The sequence below is a fragment of the Shewanella sp. Isolate7 genome (assembly GCF_022398425.1).
Lineage (GTDB): Bacteria > Pseudomonadota > Gammaproteobacteria > Enterobacterales > Shewanellaceae > Shewanella.
This window is the reverse complement of record NZ_JAKEVJ010000018.1, coordinates 15,574-36,450: the sequence shown is the minus strand read 5'-3', so window position 1 is coordinate 36,450 and position 20,877 is coordinate 15,574. Positions and strand designations below refer to the sequence as shown.

The 20,877-nt window shown below is 56.7% G+C and carries 17 protein-coding genes; 13 read left to right on the top strand and 4 right to left on the bottom strand.

Annotation, left to right across the window (positions count from 1 at the left end):
- Window positions 1-11 precede the first annotated feature (11 nt).
- Together hrpB and L1D47_RS06485 are read right to left on the bottom strand one after the other, a co-directional pair.
- The gene (hrpB, locus tag L1D47_RS06490) at window positions 12-2,534 is read right to left on the bottom strand and encodes an ATP-dependent helicase HrpB (protein ID WP_239883251.1); all 2,523 of its coding nucleotides are present in this window, start codon (window positions 2,532-2,534) and stop codon (window positions 12-14) included.
- A gap of 102 nt (window positions 2,535-2,636) precedes the next feature.
- A complete protein-coding gene (locus L1D47_RS06485; RefSeq protein ID WP_239883249.1) occupies window positions 2,637-4,832 on the bottom strand; it encodes an EAL domain-containing protein in 2,196 nt (731 codons plus the stop codon).
- Window positions 4,833-5,068: 236 nt separating this feature from the next.
- Here L1D47_RS06485 and thpR point away from each other — a divergent pair, with 236 nt between their 5' ends.
- Window positions 5,069-5,599 carry an RNA 2',3'-cyclic phosphodiesterase gene (thpR, locus tag L1D47_RS06480; RefSeq protein WP_239883239.1) on the top strand — a complete coding sequence of 177 codons (531 nt, stop codon included), beginning with the start codon at window positions 5,069-5,071 and terminating at the stop codon, window positions 5,597-5,599.
- Window positions 5,600-5,641: 42 nt separating this feature from the next.
- Here the strand turns inward: thpR and pepB are convergent, their stop codons facing one another.
- On the bottom strand, window positions 5,642-6,919 hold the full coding sequence (pepB, locus tag L1D47_RS06475; protein ID WP_239883231.1) for an aminopeptidase PepB: 1,278 nt from the start codon (window positions 6,917-6,919) through the stop codon (window positions 5,642-5,644).
- Window positions 6,920-7,732: 813 nt separating this feature from the next.
- Here pepB and sfsA point away from each other — a divergent pair.
- The 7 genes from sfsA to panC all read left to right on the top strand — a co-directional run bounded on the left by sfsA (window position 7,733) and on the right by panC (window position 13,801).
- A complete protein-coding gene (gene sfsA / locus L1D47_RS06470) occupies window positions 7,733-8,437 on the top strand; it encodes a DNA/RNA nuclease SfsA (RefSeq protein ID WP_239883229.1) in 705 nt (234 codons plus the stop codon).
- 159 nt (window positions 8,438-8,596) lie between these two features.
- Window positions 8,597-9,040 carry an RNA polymerase-binding protein DksA gene (gene dksA, locus L1D47_RS06465; RefSeq protein ID WP_011866925.1) on the top strand — a complete coding sequence of 148 codons (444 nt, stop codon included), beginning with the start codon at window positions 8,597-8,599 and terminating at the stop codon, window positions 9,038-9,040.
- An 86-nt stretch (window positions 9,041-9,126) separates the two neighbouring features.
- A complete protein-coding gene (gluQRS, locus tag L1D47_RS06460; protein ID WP_239883223.1) occupies window positions 9,127-10,050 on the top strand; it encodes a tRNA glutamyl-Q(34) synthetase GluQRS in 924 nt (307 codons plus the stop codon).
- Between the two features lie 81 nt (window positions 10,051-10,131).
- Window positions 10,132-11,574, top strand: coding sequence for a polynucleotide adenylyltransferase PcnB (gene pcnB, locus L1D47_RS06455; protein ID WP_052813743.1), 1,443 nt, complete (start codon window positions 10,132-10,134; stop codon window positions 11,572-11,574).
- Window positions 11,574-12,062: a 2-amino-4-hydroxy-6-hydroxymethyldihydropteridine diphosphokinase gene (gene folK, locus L1D47_RS06450; protein WP_239883222.1), complete on the top strand. Its 489-nt coding sequence runs from the start codon at window positions 11,574-11,576 to the stop codon at window positions 12,060-12,062. The genes pcnB and folK overlap by 1 nt, the downstream gene beginning before the upstream one ends.
- Before the next feature lie 79 nt (window positions 12,063-12,141).
- Window positions 12,142-12,936, top strand: coding sequence for a 3-methyl-2-oxobutanoate hydroxymethyltransferase (panB, locus tag L1D47_RS06445; RefSeq protein WP_041510094.1), 795 nt, complete (start codon window positions 12,142-12,144; stop codon window positions 12,934-12,936).
- Between the two features lie 16 nt (window positions 12,937-12,952).
- Window positions 12,953-13,801, top strand: coding sequence for a pantoate--beta-alanine ligase (gene panC / locus L1D47_RS06440; RefSeq protein ID WP_239883220.1), 849 nt, complete (start codon window positions 12,953-12,955; stop codon window positions 13,799-13,801).
- A gap of 115 nt (window positions 13,802-13,916) precedes the next feature.
- Here panC and L1D47_RS06435 read toward each other — a convergent pair whose 3' ends face one another.
- Complete coding sequence (locus tag L1D47_RS06435; protein ID WP_239883211.1) at window positions 13,917-14,090, bottom strand: hypothetical protein; 174 nt, start codon at window positions 14,088-14,090, stop codon at window positions 13,917-13,919.
- A gap of 499 nt (window positions 14,091-14,589) precedes the next feature.
- Here L1D47_RS06435 and L1D47_RS06430 point away from each other — a divergent pair, with 499 nt between their 5' ends.
- The 5 genes from L1D47_RS06430 to L1D47_RS06410 all read left to right on the top strand — a co-directional run bounded on the left by L1D47_RS06430 (window position 14,590) and on the right by L1D47_RS06410 (window position 20,825).
- The gene (locus L1D47_RS06430) at window positions 14,590-16,233 is read left to right on the top strand and encodes an L-lactate permease (RefSeq protein WP_052813742.1); all 1,644 of its coding nucleotides are present in this window, start codon (window positions 14,590-14,592) and stop codon (window positions 16,231-16,233) included.
- A 67-nt stretch (window positions 16,234-16,300) separates the two neighbouring features.
- A complete protein-coding gene (locus L1D47_RS06425) occupies window positions 16,301-19,105 on the top strand; it encodes an FAD-binding and (Fe-S)-binding domain-containing protein (protein WP_239883210.1) in 2,805 nt (934 codons plus the stop codon).
- A 364-nt stretch (window positions 19,106-19,469) separates the two neighbouring features.
- Window positions 19,470-20,018, top strand: coding sequence for a DUF4124 domain-containing protein (locus L1D47_RS06420; RefSeq protein WP_239883208.1), 549 nt, complete (start codon window positions 19,470-19,472; stop codon window positions 20,016-20,018).
- 79 nt (window positions 20,019-20,097) lie between these two features.
- Window positions 20,098-20,514 (top strand): hypothetical protein, encoded by a 417-nt coding sequence (locus L1D47_RS06415; protein WP_239883206.1) that lies wholly within the window; start codon window positions 20,098-20,100, stop codon window positions 20,512-20,514.
- Window positions 20,511-20,825, top strand: coding sequence for a DUF4144 domain-containing protein (locus L1D47_RS06410; protein WP_239883204.1), 315 nt, complete (start codon window positions 20,511-20,513; stop codon window positions 20,823-20,825). The genes L1D47_RS06415 and L1D47_RS06410 overlap by 4 nt, the downstream gene beginning before the upstream one ends.
- Window positions 20,826-20,877: the final 52 nt, after the last annotated feature.

The window sequence follows — 20,877 nt, the reverse complement described above, 5'->3', positions numbered from 1 at the left end:
CAGCAAAGGGGCTAGAGCCCCTTTGCTGACATCTTTTTCTTGGTCAATTTAGTCGGCAAGGTGTTGGCAGGATCGTCCGGCCACAGATGCTTAGGATAACGCCCCTTCATCTCTTTCTTCACCTCGACATAGGGGCCCGCCCAGAAGTTAGCCAGATCCGCAGTCAGCGCCAGTGGCCGCATGGCCGGAGACAGGAGTTCCATGGTCACTGTCAACTTGCCCTGAGCCAGCCTGGGACTCTCGGCCATGCCTAGCGCCTCCTGCAGGCGCACACTCAGTAGGGCTCGCCCCGAATTTTCATATCGTATCGCCGCCTGAGTGCCCGTCTTCATCGGCCAATGGCTCGGCAGCGCCTCGTTTAACACTTGTTGTTGCCCCCACTCCATCCGATTCACGAGCAAGGTATAGAAATCTAGTCCCTTGAGCTGGGTCAGACGGCGCACGCCGTTGAGGTAGGGGCCGAGCCACTCGGGTAGCGTCATGAGCAGGGCCTGCTCACTCAGATCCGGCCAATCGCCTGCTAGGCCGAGCTGGCTTGCCAAGGCGACGCGCAGGCGAAGCTGCTCCACCTTATCATCAAGGCCCAGTAAGGAGAGACCCTTAGTACGGATCAGCTGATAGATAGCCTGCCTGATTGTCTCTTCATCCAGGGAAGCCAAAGGGCGCTCGCGCAATATGATAGCGCCGATACGCGCTTGAGTTAACCCGTAGAAGCGCGCCTTCTCCTCATCCCAGCCGGTTTCCACCTTCGACTCCACCAGGCTCGTCAACGCCCCGTCAAACAGCGTCGCGTCCAGCTTGGCCGCCAGCAGCACCCGGCCGCTGCTCTGGCCTTCACTCTCCTGAAACTGCGCCACCACCAGCCAGGGTTCACCCTGCAATGCATCGTCATCACTGAGGGCGACGCCTGCGCCGCAGGCCAGCTGATAGCCCTTGGCACCGCGTGCCTTGGCGATGCGATCGGGAAAGGCCAGCGCCAGCAGGGTGGCGATATCCTGGTCGCGACTCCCGCTAATGGCTTTCGCTATCTCCTTGCCTCGGCCGGCATCCATCCTAGTCAGATATTGCTGCGCTAACTTGGCCGTTTCACCGCCCCTGGCATCGTTGAGATAACGGCTGATATCGGCGCCGCGTCTCGCCAGGGCGCGAGATTCCAGCAGCGCCGCCAGCACCGCCGCGAGCGGCAGGTAATAGGGCTCGTCCATGCCGTCCATCTCCTTGGCGGCCAGCAGCATATGCGCCAGGCGCGGATGACAGCCGAGGCGATAGGCGGCGCGGCCATGGGCAGTAATACGCCTGTCGCCATCCACCAGCGCCAGGGCTTGCAACAGGTTCCAGGCCACCGTCTCATTGGCCTCGGCGGGAGGCGATATCAGCGGCAGCTCCCCCAAGGCGCTAACCCCCCAGTAGGCGGCATCCAAGGCCGCATTGGTCAGATCCCCGTGGAGGATCTCGGGCTCATCGGCCTTGAGCAGACGCTCATGCTCCTGCTGCGGCCAGAGGCGAATGCAGTGGCCTTCACTCAGACGCCCGGCGCGGCCGCTACGCTGCGCCGCCGACGACTGGCTGATCCGTTTGAGTGACAGGCGGCTCACCGCCGTCTTGGGATTGAAACTTGCCTGACGCTTAAAGCCCGCGTCCACCACCAGGCGGATATCTTGAATGGTCAGACTCGACTCGGCCACGTTGGTGGCGAGCACCAGCTTACGCATCCCCGGCGGTGGCGGCGCGATGGCGCTGTCTTGCTGAGCCGGCGGCAGGGCGCCATAAAGCGGCGTAATTAAAAATTGCTTAGCATCGAGCCGTTCCGATAACAGGGTCTGTAGCCGCGCTATCTCTCGCTGGCCGGGCAGAAAGGCCAGCAAGGAGCCCTCTTGATGTTCGCCTACCGCCTCGACGATCACCTTGGCCATGTGCAGCAGCCAGTCCTGATGGGCCGAAGCAGGGCGGTAACTCAGACTCACCGGGAAGCTGCGCCCCTCGCTCACCAGGCTCGCCGCCTCGGGCATCAGCGCTTTTAACGGCAAACCGTCCAGGGTGGCCGACATCGCCAGGATCTTAAGATCTTCGCGAAACGAGGCCTGCACCTCCAGCGCCAGTGCCAGGCCTAGATCTGTGGTGAGATGACGCTCATGGATCTCATCGAAGATGACAAGCCCATAACCGCTAAGCTCAGGGTCTTTCTGGATCATCCGCGTCAATACCCCTTCGGTCACCACCTCGAGGCGCGTCTTGGCGCTAACGCTCGACTCGCCACGTACCCGAAAACCCACAGACTGACCCACGGCCTCCCCCCGCTTGGCGGCAATAAAATGCGCCACGCTACGGGCCGCGATACGCCTTGGCTCGAGCATGAGGATCTTGCTCTCAATCTCAGGCCAATCTAGCATGGCCAGGGGCAGCGCGGTCGACTTACCGGCGCCGGTAGGCGCCTGCAGGATCAGCTGGGCGTTATCTGCCAGCGCCTGCTTTATCTCGCCAAGGAGTGACTGGATAGGGACAGCATTGGGTACAGGTTGGGCTACTTGATTCAAGGGCGGTGTTCAATCGGCAAAAACTGGCGACAGTTTACTAAAGATGAGGCCAAAGCTAAACAGAGGAGTCCTCGCTTAGGCCTTGCCTTAGGTTAACATCTCTTAACCTTCCAGCTCGCGATACCAGTGCAGTCCCTCACCCGAGGTCAGGGTCGCCAGCGGCGCGGGACACGCTATGCCATAGCCCTGGCCAAACTCGACGCCCAGTTTTAGCAGGTGTTTGGCGATTTCGAGCGACTCGACAAACTCGGCCACTATCTCAAACTCCATGTCACGGCCGAGCTGACAGATGGCGGAGACGATGGCCTGGTCGGCGCGATCCTCACACAGGTGCTGAATGAACTGGCCGTCAATCTTCACATAATCGACATTGAGCAACTTAAGATAGGCAAAGCTGGAGAACCCTGAACCAAAGTCATCCAGCGCCAGCTTACAGCCAAGTGGCTTCACCGTATTGATTAGCCCGGTGGCATGATCCAGCTGGCTCACCGCCGCCGTCTCGGTGATCTCGAAACAGAGCTTACTCACCAGCTCGGGTTCGCCCAGCAGGCGCATCTCCAGCCAGTTGATAAATTCGCTGTCGCTGATGGAGAGCGCCGACAGGTTCACCGACACCATGGAGAGCGATTGCCACAGCGCCAGGTGTTCGCTGCCCCAACGCAGCAGATTATCGATAACCCAGCGATCCAGCTTGGACACCAGGTTAAAACGCTCGGCGGCGGGCAGGAAGATCCCCGGCGGGATCAGCTCCCCCTTGGGTGATCGCATGCGCAGCAAGATCTCAAAGTGCAACCCGTCGTCGTTGACATTGAGGGGCTCTATGGGTTGATAGAAGAGTTCAAACCTGTCATTCGCCAGGGCACCGACGATATCCACCGAGGCGTTCATCTCGGTATTGAGTTTCTCGACCACAGGGTCCTGGGCACTGTAGAAGTACCAGGCGTTACCGCCCTTCTCCTTGACCAGGCGACAGGCGGCACCGGCACAGCGCAGCAGATCCGAGACAGAGTCGACCTCGCTCTCGCAGCGGGCCATCCCCATGCTGACGCTCACGCTATGGCGGCGACCCTCCCAGCAAAACTCATGGTTAGCCATCGCATGACAGATACGCTCGGCGACCTGCTCGGCGCTCTGCGCATCGATATTGGGCATCAAGATGCCAAATTCATCGCCGCTGAGACGGGCGATCACATCTTCCTTGCGCACCAGCTGGCTCAGGCGGGCGGCCAGCTGGCACAAGAGCTGATCGCCGGCCCTGTGACCACTGACATTATTGACCACCTGAAACCTGTCCAGGTTGATGAAGCCGACGAAGGTAGAGCGCTCGCACTGACAGGGATTGGCCAGATCATACAGGGCCTCGAAGTAGGCGCGATTGGGCAGCCCGGTCAGCGAGTCGAAATTAAGCGAAACGCTGCGCTCTTCGCTCTCCATTGCTGGCTCGCCCACGGGCTCCACCAGCATGAGAATGGGGCCATCTTCACCAGATAGGCAGAGAAAGGTCACCTTGGACAAGTCATCGTCCAGGGCATATTTCAGCGGTACCTCGCAGCTGGATTGCTCCAGCAGCTGATCTCTCACCAGGGCCATGGTCTCGAGCAGACGCTTCTGCTCCCGCTTGGGCACTAGGCTCTCCACCTTCTGCAGCGTCTCCACACGCAGTATCTCGGCCGCACTCTGATTGTAACGAATCACCCTGTCATCCACGCCGATATGCACGCAGGGAATAGGCAGGCGATAGAGATGCTCGATACAGACCAGCTCGTTGCTCTTGGCATTTAACCGCTGACGTCCCGCCTCCTGTGCCAGCCCCAGCATACTGCCGGCCAGCAGCAGATTATGGCGAATAGCCTCGGGCCATTTACCGTCACAGTCATAACGATAGGCGCCGAAGATATAGTGTCTCTCACCGCCTACCGGCAAGAGTAACACGCTGCGGATCTTGGCCTGGTTGAGGCGCAGACGGCTGTCCTCATCATCGATGATAGCGGCCACATCTTCGACTATGGCGGGTTCGCGCAGCGAGGTGTAGGAGTGCAGGTGACGGTTATTGGCGACCCGACTGAGCAACATCTCGGCGTCGCGCTTACTGAAAATAGAGGCGTCGGACTGGTACATGGCTTCGATCTGCACGGGCAGACGTCCCTTGCCGATACGTAACAAAAACAAGCCATCACACTGATTGCTGGCGGCAAGTTGCTGCAGGATAAGCTGCAGCTCCTCTTCCAGATCGTGTTCGCATAAGTAAGCAAGCGTCTGCTGTAGCGATAGGGGGTCCTGTTGCGTATCGGATGACATATACTATCTAGTCCTTAGATTGGCTAACCTGATACAAACACTGATTATAGTCAGAAATCATAGGATTACCTTATGATTAAAGTTGTAGCCGCTAGCTGTGAGTGACTATAGGTTATATTTCACTTTTACAGCGACACCAGCAAAATAAGTCGCTTAAAAATCAAGCCAGTAGAAAGCTCGACTCGTAGCATTTTTGTAACACACTTTAACCTTTATCGGCAACCAGGGGACCCCCAATGAAACGACTCTTTCTCGCCATCGCACCCAATGCAGCACAACTGGCGCAGCTGACCCGGCTACAGGCCAGCTTAGACAAGCAGGGACGCCTAGTCCCTAGAGACAATCTGCATATGACCCTGGCCTTTCTCGGCCAGTGCAGCGATGACCAGCAAGAGGCCCTATGCGACACCCTAGACAGGCTCGCCCATCAACGCCGTCTGCCGGCATTCGAGGTGACCCTCAACACCCTGGAGCATTGGCTTAAGCCTAAGATTATCTGTCTCAAGGGGGTGGCGCGGGATCCTCGGCTCATCAGCCTGTTCGATCTATGCCAAGGGCTGGCCCAGCAGCTGGGGCTGCACACCAGCGAGCACAGCTTTACGCCCCATATCACCCTCATGCGCAAGGCCAAAGCGCTACCCGAGCTCAAGGCGCCCTCCCTCACCATGAGCGGCAACGCCCTCCATCTCTATCACTCCCAAAGCAGCGATCAGGGGGTGCAATATAAGGTATTGGCCTCCTGGCCGCTCACTGCCCCTAAAGCATAAAAAAAACGCGCCAAGTGGCGCGTTTTTCTCATTCACTACGGTTTAGTCTTGCAACAACTCGGCGATGGTCAGCACGCCGTGAGCGGTTGCCCCGGCAGCCCACAGGCCATTAGCGGTATCGGCGAAGGCCGAGGCCAGATCCATGTGCAGCCACTGAGTGTCATCGGACACGAAACGCCATAGGAAACCGGCGGCATTAGAGGCGCCACCCGCTCCGCCACCTTTCACTGGGCGGCTGTTAGCGGTATCGGCATAGGCAGATGGACACATCTCTTTATGCCAAGGCTCCAGTGGCAGCGGCCATACCTGCTCGGCCACGGCCGACGCCTTCTCTTGGGTGCGGCTGATCAGCTCACGGCTAGGAGAGAAGATGGCGTTGTATGACGTGCCCACCGCCATCACGGCGGCGCCGGTCAGGGTCGCGGCATCGATCACTAGAGGCGCACCGGTTTCACAGGCGGCCTGCAGACCATCGGCCAGCACCAGACGCCCCTCGGCATCCGTGTTTACCACCTCGACCGAGACACCATTCTTATAGGTGAGGATATCCCCCAGCTTATAGGCACGACCGCTGATCAGGTTCTCGGCGCAGCAGAGGAACAGCTTGATACGTTTGTTCAGGCCAGACTTGATAGCCAGTCCCAGGGCCGCGGTCACGGTCGCCGCGCCGCCCATGTCACACTTCATGCCCAGCATGCCTTCCGAGGCCTTGATGCTGTAACCGCCAGAGTCGAAGGTGATCCCCTTACCGACCAGCGCCGCAGACACGGGCACGTCTTCACCCAGCGGGTTATAGTCCAGCTCGAGCAGCGCGGGTGGACGCTCGCTGCCACGACCGACTGAGTGAATACCGATCCACTTTTCTTCCAGCAGGGCTTCTCCTTCAATGATGCGGTAGCTCACCTTGTCGCCGCCCACTTTAGTCAGCCACTGGGCCGCCTGATTGGCCAGGGTCACCGGAGCCAGGTTTTCTGGGGTCTCGTTGATCAGCTGTCGGGCGAAGGCCGCGCTATCGCGTCTGTCATCCAACACCTTCTTGATGGCGTCATCGCCGGTCCAGGCAATCTTGCCGATCTGCTTGGCGGTAGCAAAGCCTTGGGCGAAGGCCCACTGAGTGTGAAGATCCCACAGCTCGCCCTCGAGCGCCACCTCGTTGATCCCCTGACCGCGCAGCTTACGTGCCGCCTGCTGCACTTGGCGCAGCTGATCCCCCGCCTGCAGATGGATATTGGCTTGGCCCGCCGTAAAGGTCACATCTGCGCTGCCCCAATGGGCCGCTGGGGCGTCCTCGGTCAGATAAATCTTCATCACGTCGCTCATAATTGTTCCTTGTCAGTACAGAGAGTGGCTAGGCATTAGGGCCTGTTAATCTTTCAAGTTTAATTTTTGTTCAATCTAAACGCGTTTTGCACGAGGCGAGAGCCATGAAGCATAGTTACTCTATGTGAATGGCGAACAACAAAGTGCAGCGCGCGTTTAGATGAACCCGTTGGGCAGCGTTTGTAGGCCATTTCTACGGTGTTATCGCCAGTTTGTGTAGGATACTACACGACACAGGCTCTGCCTTGTATAAATCACCTTCAAACAGCTGCAAAAACAAACGGAAAAGATCAACAGGCCCTAGTGGGCCTGCCTAATAATGCAGCCAAGTATAACGCCAATCGCCCTGCTTTATCTAACCTACTCACACTTAACCCTAAAAGGGCGCCGCGACAGCACGCCGCCTAATAAGGTAGAATCCGTGCGCTAAGTATCGGCATCTCAACGGGCTGTCTCAGACACTAGGGCCTGTTGACCTTTTGAGAACAAATTTTGTTCTAATTGAGCACGTTCAAATCGCGGCAGGAGGCTTGGAGTATAGTTATTCTATATAAAAGCCGAGTAACAAAGAGTTGAACGTGCTCAAGACGAACCCTGTGGGCAGCGTCTGTATCATTTTTCTACTGCGTTATCGCTCATTGATGTAGCACACTACATTACAATCGCTCTGCCTTGTATAAAAGCGATACAGAATGCTGCAAAAATGAACGCGAAAGATAAACAGGCCCTAGAGCCCCAAACCGGCCCAAGACAGGCCCAAGCTCAGCCAAGACGTAGCCAAAGACATATAAGCAGAACAACAAGGTCAAAAAGATGATTTTTACCCCCGCATTTGAACAGGGAAAGTTACTCAGACGCTATAAGCGCTTCCTCGCCGACGTGCAGCTCAGCGACGGCTCGGAGATCACCATCCACTGCCCCAACACGGGCTCGATGCGCAACTGCCTATTTCCCGGCGAGCCCGTCTGGTTCTCGACCTCAGATAATCCCAAGCGTAAGTATGCCCACACCTGGGAGCAGGCGGCCTCCGATGAGGGCCACATCATAGGGATCAACACGGGAAGGGCTAACGCCCTGGCGGCCGAGGCAATTGAGGCAGAGGTGATCAGCGAGCTGACCGGCTATAACAGCCTGCGCCGTGAGGTCAAATATGGCAGCGAGAACAGCCGTATCGATCTGCTGCTGGAGAGCGAGGACAAACCCGCCTGCTATATAGAAGTCAAAAGTTGTACCTTATTAGAGCAGGGTCAGGGCTATTTTCCGGACGCGGTGACCACACGTGGTCAGAAACACCTGCGCGAGCTGATGGAGATGGTCAAGCTTGGCCACAGGGCGGTGCTGCTATTTGTGGTGCAACACACGGGCATTACCTCGGTGGCCGCCGCCCGTCACATCGATCCGGACTACGCCGACCTGCTCGCTCAGGCGCACCTGGCGGGGGTAGAAATTCTCGCCTACCGCTGCGAACTATCGCCCAACGCCGCCAGGCTGATTAAATCCTGCCCTGTCAAGTTGTAAATAGACGGTAAAAGTTGAATTAATACGTAATAGAGGACATAGTCTAAAGATAAACTCATGGCAGCTTAAAAAATTTGCGTGGTATATCAGATTCTGATATAGATATCGGCCTTTAATAAAAGACGCCCTACAACGCAAATGATTAACAGGAGATGCGTTATGCCTGAAGGCACTAAAAAACTTGGCGTGCTCGCTATCGCAGGTGTAGATCCTTACCAGGAAAAACCGGGTGAGGAATATATGAATACCGCTCAACTGGGTCACTTCAAAAAGATTCTCGATGCTTGGCGTAGTCAGCTCCGTGAAGAAGTGGATCGCACCCTGAATCATATGCAAGATGAAGCGGCTAACTTCCCAGACCCTGTCGACCGTGCGGCTCAGGAAGAGGAGTTCAGTCTTGAACTACGCGCCCGTGACAGAGAGCGTAAGCTTATCAAGAAGATTGAAAAGACATTGCAGAAGATCGAAGACGACGATTTCGGTTTCTGTGATTCATGCGGTATCGAAATCGGTATCCGCCGTCTCGAAGCCCGTCCGACGGCCGACCTTTGTATCGACTGTAAGACGCTCGCCGAGATCAAAGAGAAACAGATGGCCGGTTAATCTGGCGAGAAGCGGGGCTTAGCCCCGCTTTTTTGTATCCAGTCGCCCCAATCAGCGCTATAGATAGTGTTAACAAAGGTTTTGCCGTGAGCCCCCAAGCAGACCCAACCCTCTCCCCCAATCACCCTAAGCTAGACGACAAGGCCTATATCGGCCGCTTCGCCCCCTCGCCCTCCGGGCCGCTGCACTTTGGTTCCCTTATCGCCGCACTTGGCAGCTATTTGCGTGCCCGCGCCGAGCAGGGTCGGTGGCTGGTGCGTATCGAAGATATCGACCCGCCCAGAGAGGTAGCCGGCGCCAGCGACCTCATCCTCAAGACCCTAGAGGCCTATGGCCTGCATTGGGATGGCGCCGTGCTCTATCAGAGTGATCGCCTAGAGGCCTATCAGGCGCGCCTCGATAGCCTGCTGACACAGGACAAGGCCTACTACTGCCATTGCACTCGCAAACAGATCCAGGCGATGGGCGGCACCTATGATGGCCGCTGCGCGAAGCGCACACCAAAACACGACTCGGGGGCCATACGTATTCGCAATACCCTGGCCATCGCCCACTTTAACGATGAGCTACTGGGTGCAATAGAGGTAGAGCCGGCGTTTGCCGCAGAGGACTTCATCATCAAGCGCCGCGATGGTCTCTACGCCTACCAGCTGGCCGTGGTGATGGACGATGCCTTTCAGGGCATTACCGAGGTGGTGCGCGGCGCCGACCTGCTCACCTCCAGCGCCCGCCAGGCGACCCTGTTTAGCCTCTTTGGCGAACACACGCCTAAGTGGCTGCACCTGCCGCTGGCCTGCGCCCAGCCCGGGATGAAACTCTCGAAGCAGAATCACGCCCCGGCCATCGACCTTAAGGCGCCACAGGCCAGCATCAATGCGGCGCTCGCCTTCCTCGGGCAGCCCCCCTGCGACCCCGACAGGGTCGAGGTCATGCTGACCCAGGCCGTCAGCCAGTTTGACCTGAGCCAAATCCCGCGCCAGCAGGAGATCATACTTCCGCCAAGCGCTTAAGTTCGCTAAGGCCATAAACCTAACCGCCGTCACGAAACCCGATTTGACAGGCTAAGTCCGGGTATACTCTTTAACCCATAATTGAGTTATGATAGCGGCCTAATTTTAACCCTGACTCAAGATCCAAGTTCGAGGTGTCCTATTTTTCGCCGTATTAGTCAATTCTGTAAGCAGCTTTTTGAAGACAATCAAAACACCACAGAAACCACACCAGAGGGACTAAGCCTGGAGATAGTTGCACGTAAACATCATGCAATCTCTCGCAAGCACATTAGCGAAAACGCTATTAAGGTACTCTATCGTCTACACAAATCTGGCTTTAAGGCCTATTTAGTGGGCGGCGGCGTGCGCGACATCCTCCTCGGTCTAGAGCCCAAGGATTTCGACGTGGTCACCAACGCCACGCCGGAAGAGATTAAGAAGCTATTTCGTAACTGCCGCCTGGTGGGACGCAGATTCCGTCTGGCCCATATCGTCTTCGGCCGCGACGTCATCGAGGTCGCGACCCTGAGAGGCCATCACGTGGACAGCGGCGAGAAGATCTCTAAGATCAACGCCGAGGGTCGCCTGCTGCGCGACAACGTCTACGGCACCATAGATGAAGACGCCGAGCGCCGCGACTTCACGGTCAACGCCCTCTATTACGATATCAGCGACTTCTCCATCCACAGCTATGGCGGAGGCCTGCAAGATCTCGAGTCTCGCACCCTGCGTCTCATCGGTGACCCACAGAAACGCTACCGTGAAGATCCCGTGCGTATGCTGCGCGCCGTACGTTTCGCCACTAAGCTGGGGATGAACATAGACAAGGCCGCGGCCGAGCCGATCCCCGAGCTGGCACCGCTGCTGAAAGATATTCCCGCCGCCCGCATGTATGAAGAGGTACTCAAACTCTTCTTCGCCGGTCAGGCACAAAATAACTTCGCCATGATGCGCGACTTTGGCCTGTTTGCCCCCCTCTTTCCCCTGGTGGATAACCTGCTGGAAGAAGATCCCAAGGGGCCGAGCCACAAGATGATCAAGGCGATCATGCGCAACACAGACGAGCGGGTACAGCAAGATAAGTCGGTCACACCGGCCTTCTTCTACGCCGCCATGCTCTGGTATCCCCTCAGCCAACGGGCCGACGATATCGCCCTGGAGAGTGGCCTGAGCCAATACGACGCCTTCTACGCCGCCATGGGCGATGTGATGGAGCAGCAGTGCCGCACCATCAGCATTCCCCGTCGCTTCAGTACCCCGGCCAAGGATATCTGGCAGCTGCAACTGAGGTTCGAGCGAAACCAGGGCACACGTGCCTTCAAGTTTATCGAGCATCCTAAGTTCCGCGCCGCCTATGATCTGCTATTGCTGAGGGCGGAAGCCGAAGGTGGTAACCTAGCCAAGACGGCCGCCTGGTGGAAGAGCTTCGTCGAAGGCAGCGAAGAACAGCGCAGCGTCATCGCCCGCAGCACCAACAAGGGTAGCCGCAACCGCAATAACCGCCGTCGTCGCAGCCCAAAGAAGACACCGAAAGCCGAATAATGCTAACCGTCTATGTCGCACTGGGGGCCAATCTCGCGTCCCCTAAAGCCCAACTGGATCAGGCCTGCCAGGCACTGAAGGCCCTGGCAAGCGACGGACAGGTGAGCGTCTCCCCCTATTACCAGAGCGCCCCCATGGGCGATGTGCCCCAGCCCGACTACCTCAACGCCGTGGCCTGCTTTACCACCACGCTCGCGCCGCTGGCGCTACTCGATGCGCTACAGGCGATCGAAAATGAGCAGGGCCGGGTACGCCAGGTACGCTGGGGGGCCAGAACCTTAGATCTCGACCTGCTCCTCTATGGCGACTGGCAGCTGGATATCCCCCGCCTCAAGGTGCCTCACTACGGCATGAAGAGCCGTAGCTTCGTATTAATTCCCCTGTCAGATCTGGCGCCAACGCTCATTCTCCCCTGCGGAACCCAACTCAGCTCACTGATCACCGAGGAACTTAAGAGGCAAGTTCAACAACTCGGCCCGGATCATTGAACTTAGGCCCCAGTTAGCTTATAAAGCACACTACTGCCTAGGCAGAACCCTTTTTTAAATCAAAGTTAAGACCAGCATTATGTCTAAGATAACCAGCTCTACCCTGCTGAAATTCAAGCAGGAAGGTAAGAAGTTCACTGCACTCACCGCCTATGATGCCAGCTTTGCGGGCGCCTTCGACAGCGAAGGGATCGACGTCCTACTGGTGGGCGACTCGTTAGGCATGGTATTGCAGGGACACGACGACACCCTGCCGGTCACAGTCGAAGATATCGCCTACCACACCCGTTGTGTGCGTCGTGGCATCAAGCGTTCACTGCTGATCGCCGACATGCCCTTCATGAGCTACGCCACCCCAGAGCAGGCGATGACCAATGCCACCGCGCTGATGCAGGCTGGCGCCAACATGGTGAAACTCGAAGGCGGTCACTGGCTGCTGGAAACCGTCACTAAGCTGACCGAGCGCGGCATTCCCGTGTGTGCCCACCTGGGACTCACCCCGCAATCTGTGCATGTCTTCGGCGGCTTCAAGGTACAGGGCCGTGACGCCGACAACGCCCAGCGCATCATAGATGAAGCTAAGGCGATCGAGGCGGCCGGTGCCCAGCTATTGGTAGTCGAGTGTATCCCGGCCGCGCTGGCAAAGAGCATCACAGAGGCCCTCACCATTCCAGTTATCGGCATTGGCGCAGGCGCCGACACCGACGGTCAGATCCTGGTGATGCACGACGTGCTGGGGATCTCCAGCGGCTACATTCCACGCTTCTCGAAGAACTATCTGGCCCAGACCGGCGAGATCCGCAGCGCCATTCGCGCCTATATCGAAGAGGTCGACACTGGCGTCTTCCCCGCCGCCGAGCATACATTTAGCTAAGAAAGGTTGCTGTAACATGTACACCACCCAAGATATCGCCGCGATCCGCACCCAGGTGCGTCAGTGGAAACAAGCCGGCGAGACAGTGGCATTCGTGCCCACCATGGGCAATCTGCATCAGGGGCATATCACCCTGGTCACCGAGGCGCTTAAACGCGCCGATCACGTGGTGGTCTCCATCTTCGTTAACCCTATGCAGTTTGGACAGAACGAAGATCTGGATGCCTATCCACGCACCCTGGCCGCCGATCAGGCCGCCCTCGAGGCCGCCGGTGCCGAGCTGTTGTTTACCCCGACACCGGCCATCATCTATCCCAAGGGGATGGATAAGCAGACCTTTGTCGAGGTGCCAGGCCTGTCAGAAGAGCTGTGCGGCGCCAGTCGCCCTGGGCACTTTCGCGGCGTCGCCACCATAGTCTGCAAGCTGTTCAACATAGTGCAGCCAGACGTGGCCCTGTTCGGCAAGAAGGACTTCCAGCAGCTGATGGTGATCAAGGCCATGGTGGAAGATCTGTCTCTGCCTATCGAGATCGTCGGTGTCGATACCATTCGTGAGCGCTCTGGCCTAGCCATGAGTTCACGCAATGGCTACCTCAGCGAGTCTCAGAAGCAGCAGGCGGCTCAGCTTAAGCGCACCCTGGATGAGATGGCCGAGGCGATCGCCCAGGGTCAAGCCATCCCTAATGTAGTGCGCCAGGCTCAGGAGCAGTTGCACCAGGCTGGGTTTAAGCCTGATTACCTGTCGGTGCGCAACGCCGCCGATCTGCGCGAAGCCAGCGACGACGACAAGCAGCTGGTGATCCTGGCCGCCGCCTTTATGGGCAGCACTCGCCTTATTGATAACTTAACCTTCGAGCGTCCCTAAACTTAGGGACGTTAGCGCCTAAAAATCGCTTCTCCGACTCAGCAACGGGGAAGCGATATTTCATATTTAGCGCTTTTTTCACCCTGAGATTTGCCCCAAAACACCGCAATTTGCTCTAAACCTTGCCAGCTAAATCCCTGGTAATGCACCAAAGTCGATCGGCCAGTCGGCCGAAAATGCCATGATTTTCAGAAATAAAATTACTTATTTGAGCGAAAGCCAATAAAGTGACCTGGATCCAGATCCCCTGCAATTCATTTACATGCATTTCAAGCGAATCGGCATTCATTCTGGCTAACCTACTGAAATTAACTGGTAATACCTATTTACCAAAAATAACAGGCTCCAACAGAGGTTTCACAAGGTGATCTGGATCACTAAAGCCAAATTTCCACCACTAACTGATTAGATTCTAAACTGAAATTATCCGATCAGATATTTCCACTTTTGAGACCAAATTAGAGTAATAACTCTTAGTAAAATCCCATTTTCAGCTAAAAAACGTCATGTAACTTTCAAAAGGTTATAAAGGCCCGCTCCGACCAGTGATATCGCTCACACTTTCAGTTTAAGTGGTCAGACAAAGTTCACACCCATCTAACCCCATCTCACATAATCGGCACATAATGATCTAGATCATATTTGCATTTGGTGAATTAGCGTTTATTACGCATCAAGGATGAAAGGATTCCATTTGGGAATAGCTTCCGACAACACAAGATGCTGCAACGGACGAGTCAGCATCAACAACAACTAAAATAACCAAGTAAAGACAGTAAGAGGCAATCATGACCCTACTTCAACTACTCGCCAGTTTGACGCCTGTAATCAGCGTTATGCTATTTTTGGTACTACTCAAGATGCCAGCATCTCGCGCCATGCCCATCTCCATGGTAATGACAGGCCTTGCCGCCGTCTTTATCTGGCAGATGGATACCACCATCTTAGGTGCCTCAGTGGTAGAAGGCCTACTCTCGGCCCTGACCCCACTCAGCATCATCTTCGGTGCCGTGTTCCTGTTGAACACCCTGAAATACTCGGGTGCCATGGACACCATCCGCGCCGGCTTTACCAACATCAGTGGTGATGCCCGCGTGCAGGTGATCATCATCTGTTGGTTATTTGGTTCGTTTATCGAAGGCTCTGCCGGTTTCGGTACTCCGGCCGCCATCGGCGCGCCGCTGCTGGTACTGCTAGGCGTGCCGCCAGTGGCCGCCGCCGTGGTAGCCCTTATCGCCGACTCCACCAGCGTCTCCTTCGGCGCCATCGGTCTGCCGGTGCTCTTCGGTATGGAACAGGGTCTGATGCAGGGTGGTGTCAGCATGGCTGCCGACCAGATTGCCCAGCACGGCACCAGCTTCGCCGACTATGCCCAGTTTATCGCCCTGCATATGATCACTATCGATCTGCTGACGGGTACCCTGATCCCACTGGTACTGGTTTCTGTTCTCACCGGCTTCTTCGGCCGTAACAAGTCCTTCAAAGAGGGTCTGGCAATTTGGAAGTTTGCTCTGTTTGCCGGTCTCGCCTTTACCGTACCCGCTTGGCTTATCAACTACTTCGCCGGTCCTGAGTTCCCATCGGTTATCGGTGCGCTAGTCGGTATGGCCCTGGTGATCCCAGTGGCGCGCAAGGGTCTGTTGCTACCTAAGACTCCTTGGAACGATTTCGCCGAAAACGACAACCAGACTCAGGCTAAGATTGAAACCAAGGCACAGTTCTCTCAGGTTGCCGCCTGGACGCCTTACATCATCATGGCCGGCCTACTGGTACTGTCTCGCACCGTTGCGCCGCTCAAGTCCTGGCTCACCAGCTTTAACATCAGCTGGACTAACCTGCTGGGTACCGAGCTAAAAGCCGGTTTCGCGACCCTGTATGCCCCTGGCGCCTTCTTCGTGCTGGTGTGTATCCTGGGCTTCGTGCTCTTCAAGATGAAGTCGCCAGCCATCAAGGAGTCGATCACCGTCTCTTGCAAGTCTATGCTGCCGACCATCATCTCCCTGGGTGCCTCTGTGCCTATGGTGAAGATCTTCCTGAACTCTGGCACCAACGAGGCGGGCCTACAGTCTATGCCTGTTGCCCTGGCCGACATGCTGGCCGGTTCTATGGGCGCCATCTGGGCCTGGATGTCACCCATAGTGGGTATCTTCGGTGCCTTCCTGTCAGGCTCGGCCACCTTCTCTAACATGATGTTCTCCGGCCTACAGTACAGCGTGGCCGACAACATCGGCATGAACCACGCGTTAGTCCTGGCCCTACAAGGCATAGGTGCCAACGCAGGTAACATGATGTGTGTCATGAACGTGGTCGCCGCCGCTACCGTGGTGGGTATGGCAGGCCGCGAATCAGAAATTATCCGTAAAACCATGCCCGTTGCGCTCGGTTATGCCTTGATTGCAGGCACTATCGCTACCCTGTGGGGCGGTCTATAACAGATAACTCGAGAAAGGCGGACGTGATGAACCCGCCTTTTTGTGGGTCAAATAAAAGAGTAATGTTATGTCGATTAATTATTCAGCAGTAGTCGCAGATTTACGTGCAAAACTTGGTGTAGAAGCGGTATCGGACGATGCCGTACGTCGTTTCGCCTGGTCCACCGACGCCAGCTACTTCCGTATCGTGCCAGAGGTAGTGGTCCACGCCGAAACCCTCGAAGATGCCCGCGACACCCTAGAGGTCGCCCGCGCCCATAACGCCCCGGTCACTTTCCGCGCCGCAGGCACCAGCCTGTCAGGCCAGGCCATCGGCGAAGGCATCTTGTTGATCCTCGGCCACGACGGTTTTAGAAAGATCGCGGTCAGCGAAGATCACAACCAAATTTCGTTAGGCGCAGCCGTCATCGGCAGCGATGCCAACATGGCGCTCAAGCCGTTCAACAAGAAGATAGGGCCGGATCCGGCTACCCTAGCCTCGGCCATGGTGGGTGGCATCGTCTCTAACAACGCCTCGGGCATGTGCTGTGGTACGGCTCAAAACAGCTACCAGACCATCGCCTCGGCCAAGTTACTGTTTGCCGACGGTACCCGTCTGGACACAGGCTGTGAGCGCTCAAAAGAAGCGTTTCGCGAGTCACACAAGCAACTGCTGCAGGAGCTCACCGAACTGGCGCAGCTCACCAGCAGCAACCCGGTACTGGCCGACCGTATTCGCAAGAAATACTCCATCAAGAACACCACGGGCTACAGCATTAACGCCCTGGTAGACTTTGAGGATCCTTTCGAGCTGATCAACCACCTGATCGTCGGCGCCGAGGGCACCCTGGCCTTCGTCGAAGAGGTCACCTACAACACGGTCGATGAGGCCAAGTTCAAGGCCTCGGCCATGGCGGTATTCTTCAACATGGAAGATGCGGCCCGCGCCATTCCACCGATCAAATGCGACAGCGTAGCGGCCGCCGAGCTGCTGGACTGGGCATCTATCAAGGCGGTGACCGGCAAGAAAGGGATGCCAGACTGGTTGAGCGAGCTGCCGGAAGGCGCCGCCATCTTGCTGATCGAATCACGCGCCAACGACGAAACGACCCTGGATGCCTACACCCAGGACGTGATCGCCAAGCTGGCCCATATCGAAACCGAGCGCCCTATCAGCTTCAGCCGTGACCCAGAGGTCTACAGCAAGTACTGGGCGATGCGCTCTGGCCTCTTCCCCATCATCGGCGGCGAGCGTCCAAAGGGCACCTCGGTGATCATCGAAGACGTGGCCTTCGAGCTGGAACATCTGGCCAATGCGGCGACCGATCTGACCGCCCTGTTCCACAAGCATGGCTACCCTGAAGGGGTGATCTACGGCCACGCGCTGGCGGGTAACTTCCACTTCATCATCACACCGACCTTCGCCTCACAGGCAGATATCGAGCGCTTCCACGGCTTCATGCAAGACGTGGCCGAGATGGTGATCGACAAGTACGACGGCTCCATGAAGGCGGAGCACGGCACAGGCCGCGCGGTAGCACCTTTCGTCGAGATGGAATGGGGCGCCGATGCCTACACCCTGATGAAGCGCATCAAGCAGATCTTCGATCCCCAGGGCCTGCTTAACCCAGGCGTGATCCTCAACGACGATGCCAACGTGCACGTGAAGAACATCAAGCCTTGCCCTGTGGTCGATGACTATGTGGACAGATGTATCGAGTGTGGCTTCTGTGAGAAGACCTGCCCGACCTCGGCGCTTAACTTTACTCCGCGTCAGCGTATCGCCACCCTGCGCGAAATCGCGCGCCTGGAGGCCGCTGGCGACAAGCAGGCCGCCGAAGAGATGCGCGCCGCCGCCAAGTATGACGTGGTCGACACCTGCGCCGCCTGTCAGCTCTGTACCATCGCCTGTCCGGTGGACAACAGCATGGGCCAGCTGGTACGTAAGCTGAGAACCCCATACATCACCACGACCGAGCAGAAGGTACTGGACTTCCAGGCCAAACACTTCGGCGCCGTCAACCAGGTGATCAGCACAGGCTTCGACGTGCTCAACATCATCCACAAGGTCACAGGTGACAGCGTCACCAACGGCCTGATGAAGGTGGGCCGCATGGTGTCTAAAGAGGTGCCTTACTGGAACCCAGACTTCGCCAAGGGCGGCAAGCTGCCTAAGCCTAGCCCAGCCTCGCCAGACAAGGAGACGATAGTCTACTTCCCGGCCTGTGGCGGTCGCACCTTCGGCCCGACGCCGAAAGATCCCGACAACCGCACCCTGCCTGAGGTCGTGGTCACCCTGCTGGAGCGCGCCGGTTACAACGTAGTGACTCCTGATAACACCCGTCACCTGTGCTGCGGCCAGATGTGGGAATCTAAGGGTGACTTCAAGAACGCCGATGCCAAGCGTGATGAGCTGATCGACGCCCTCAGCGCACTGAGCGACAACGGTAAGGTGCCGGTGGTGGTAGATGCCCTCTCTTGTACCTACCGTACCCTGACGGGTAACCCTAAGGTGGAGATCACCGATCTGGTCGAGTTTATGCACGACAAGATCTTGCCTAAGCTCACCTTCACCAAGAAGGTTAATGTGGCGCTCCACCTAGGCTGTAGCGCCCGCAAGATGAAGCTCGAGCCTAAGATGCAGGCCCTGGCCGATGCGTGTAGTAACGGCGTTAAGCTGCCGGAAGGAATTGAATGTTGTGGTTACGCCGGCGAGAAGGGCTTATACAAGCCTGAGATCAACGCCAGCGCCCTGCGCAACATCAAGAAGCTGATCCCTGTGGACATCAAGGAGGGCTACTACGCCAACCGTATGTGCGAAGTGGGTCTGACCCAGCACAGCGGCATCTCCTATCGCCACCTGGCCTACCTGCTCGAAGAGTGTAGCCGCTAGGAGCAGCAACCGATTTAAGGTTTAGATAACCCCACCCAAGCAAACTCCGCGGTGTGACATTCGCTCACATCGCGGTTTTTTATCTCTACGCCTCTGAAAAACCCGTGAAAACCACCTAAGTCATGCAAAATACTGGTGTTATTCCAGGAGTTGCGCCATAGTAATAGCTGTCCATGCCAGTGGCACACAGGCTGAAGATATGAGCCATAGCCTGTATTCGCCAGAGCCTATAAAAGCCAGGACCTATAAAAGCCAGGGCTTGCCGACATGAACAAGGAACCAGGGAAATCACTCGTCGCGGCGACGCTCACCCAATTGATGCCGCCACCCCAAGACTCGACGCAGATAGAGGAATTATCGCTCCATGGGAAAACTGCTCTTAGCCATCGCACTCCTGCTGCTTCCCGGCCTGAGTCACGCCAGCAGCATCTATAAGTGTATCAAGGGCGATAAGGTGGTCTTCAGCCAGACCTCCTGTCCGAAAGAGTTTAAGCAACACCATATTCAGTACCAACTCGGCATCACGACTGAGATCGACAGCGATAAGCCTAAGGAGAAGCTCGACCCCCTGCAGGCGCTACTCAACAAGCGCACCCTGTCCCAGGAAAAGCTGTTACAGCTGATCGATGCGGAAGTCTACCGCCTCAAGCAGGAAAACAGCTATTATGAGATCTTAAGGGCCAGCGAGAAACAGAAGCTAGATCGCAAGCGCTACTGGCAAAAGCAGGCCAAGGACGACCCCGAGTTTCTCGCCAAAGTCGACGAGATGAACAGCTACTTCGACGGCCTGATAAAGCTCAACAAGGACGCCATGTTCATGCTAAAACAACATAAGCGGCGCATCACGGCGCCGGAGCAGGAAGAGCAGAGGGAGCAGGCCGACAGGGGCGTGCCCCAGGTAGTGCAACACTAACATGAGCCGTAAAGCTTTGATGAAAGCCTTGCCGCATTGACCTCAGTCATGCAGCACTAACTTAAGTCGCGAGGCCACCATGAACAAGACCCAGTTGAGCCTGCTCATCATCGGCCTGCTTCTGCTGGGATTCTATCTGCGCCAAACCTTCTTCACGCCTGCCGATGACCCCAGAGAGATCAACGTCGACAGCTTCATCGACCATGCCCAATACCTGACGACTCAAAGCGAGGTGATAGCGCCTCTGGTATGTGCCAAGCTCGCCATCGACATGGGCTTTACCATAGACCAAAACCAGGTTAACCAAGTGCTACGGCAGACGCTTAAAGCCTATGACGACGATAAAGACGCCGCCCTGTATCTGTTTATCTATGTCAAAGGCTACGCCTTCGGACTGGCCCACGGCATAGAGGACAAACCCGGCGCCTACTTCCACCTGGGCTGCGACCAGAACCATCCCGAGGTCGAGATGCCACCAGAGCAGACTCAAATATGACTATCCACTGGCCCTTACTGCTCAAGCTCACCAACGACAAGCAGTTGATGCTGTTAGATAGCGAGCAAGCCTGGCTCGATGAGCGCGACCATCTGCTTGGCCAATCCCTGCTGCTTATCGACAGCCAGGGCGTGAGTTATCACTGCCAAGATGGCGTTCTACTCCCCTCGGACGAGCAGATAGCCCTTTCACGAATAGTCCAATGGGTCAGCGACTATGCCTGCCAAAATGGTCATTTCTGCAGTGCCAAGATAGGCGCAGACAGCCTGGCGCAGCTGTTTGATATGGTGCGCTATTTGGAAGATAGCTAGTCGATGCACGCCATGCATTAAAGAATACAGCCATAAAAAAGCCCCACCAATG

Bases quoted from the DNA above. Each gene is read 5' to 3' on its own strand.
- L1D47_RS06435 (WP_239883211.1), bottom strand. From the start codon at position 14,090: ATGAATGCCGATTCGCTTGAAATGCATGTAAATGAATTGCAGGGGATC.
- L1D47_RS06420 (WP_239883208.1), top strand. From the start codon at position 19,470: ATGGGAAAACTGCTCTTAGCCATCGCACTCCTGCTGCTTCCCGGCCTG.
- pepB (WP_239883231.1), bottom strand. From the start codon at position 6,919: ATGAGCGACGTGATGAAGATTTATCTGACCGAGGACGCCCCAGCGGCC.
- L1D47_RS06425 (WP_239883210.1), top strand. From the start codon at position 16,301: ATGTCGATTAATTATTCAGCAGTAGTCGCAGATTTACGTGCAAAACTT.
- folK (WP_239883222.1), top strand. From the start codon at position 11,574: ATGCTAACCGTCTATGTCGCACTGGGGGCCAATCTCGCGTCCCCTAAA.
- thpR (WP_239883239.1), top strand. From the start codon at position 5,069: ATGAAACGACTCTTTCTCGCCATCGCACCCAATGCAGCACAACTGGCG.
- panB (WP_041510094.1), top strand. From the start codon at position 12,142: ATGTCTAAGATAACCAGCTCTACCCTGCTGAAATTCAAGCAGGAAGGT.
- L1D47_RS06485 (WP_239883249.1), bottom strand. From the start codon at position 4,832: ATGTCATCCGATACGCAACAGGACCCCCTATCGCTACAGCAGACGCTT.
- sfsA (WP_239883229.1), top strand. From the start codon at position 7,733: ATGATTTTTACCCCCGCATTTGAACAGGGAAAGTTACTCAGACGCTAT.
- L1D47_RS06430 (WP_052813742.1), top strand. From the start codon at position 14,590: ATGACCCTACTTCAACTACTCGCCAGTTTGACGCCTGTAATCAGCGTT.
- dksA (WP_011866925.1), top strand. From the start codon at position 8,597: ATGCCTGAAGGCACTAAAAAACTTGGCGTGCTCGCTATCGCAGGTGTA.
- panC (WP_239883220.1), top strand. From the start codon at position 12,953: ATGTACACCACCCAAGATATCGCCGCGATCCGCACCCAGGTGCGTCAG.
- L1D47_RS06415 (WP_239883206.1), top strand. From the start codon at position 20,098: ATGAACAAGACCCAGTTGAGCCTGCTCATCATCGGCCTGCTTCTGCTG.
- L1D47_RS06410 (WP_239883204.1), top strand. From the start codon at position 20,511: ATGACTATCCACTGGCCCTTACTGCTCAAGCTCACCAACGACAAGCAG.